Origin of the sequence: Phocaeicola fibrisolvens (genome assembly GCF_025567125.1) — a bacterium.
GTDB lineage: Bacteria > Bacteroidota > Bacteroidia > Bacteroidales > Bacteroidaceae > Phocaeicola > Phocaeicola fibrisolvens.
On the sequence record NZ_JAOQJI010000112.1, the window covers coordinates 1 to 425 of the forward strand.

A 425-nucleotide genomic window follows, 5' to 3' on the forward strand; every position below is an offset into this window, starting at 1 on the left:
TACGCTGATGATTTCCTTATAGGGGTCATTGGAAATAAAGCAGAGTGCGAGAAAATCAAGGCGGATGTCACACAATTTATGCAAGAAAAGCTAAAGTTGGAGATGTCGCAAGAAAAGACCTTGATAACCAACTCACAAGACAGTGCAAAATTTCTCGGCTATGAAATATCAGTCCGTAAAGATTACACAACGCAGAAAAATGCAAGAGGAGAAACTCGTAGACATCGTAATGGTAATGTGATACTACACGTATCACGAGAAGTAATAAAGAAGAAGCTACTGAGTCTTGAAGCCATGAATGTGAAAACACGAAATGGCAAAGAAGTGTGGAGTTCTAAAGGTAGAACATACCTGATAGACAATGAGCCACAAGACATAGTAGCACGTTTCAACACAGAAATCAGAGGATTCTACAACTACTACTC

General features: G+C 39.3%; 1 pseudogene. It reads left to right on the plus strand.

Annotated elements, in window-relative coordinates:
• Positions 1–425, plus strand: a pseudogene (locus OCV81_RS17735) (group II intron reverse transcriptase/maturase); the annotation flags it as partial.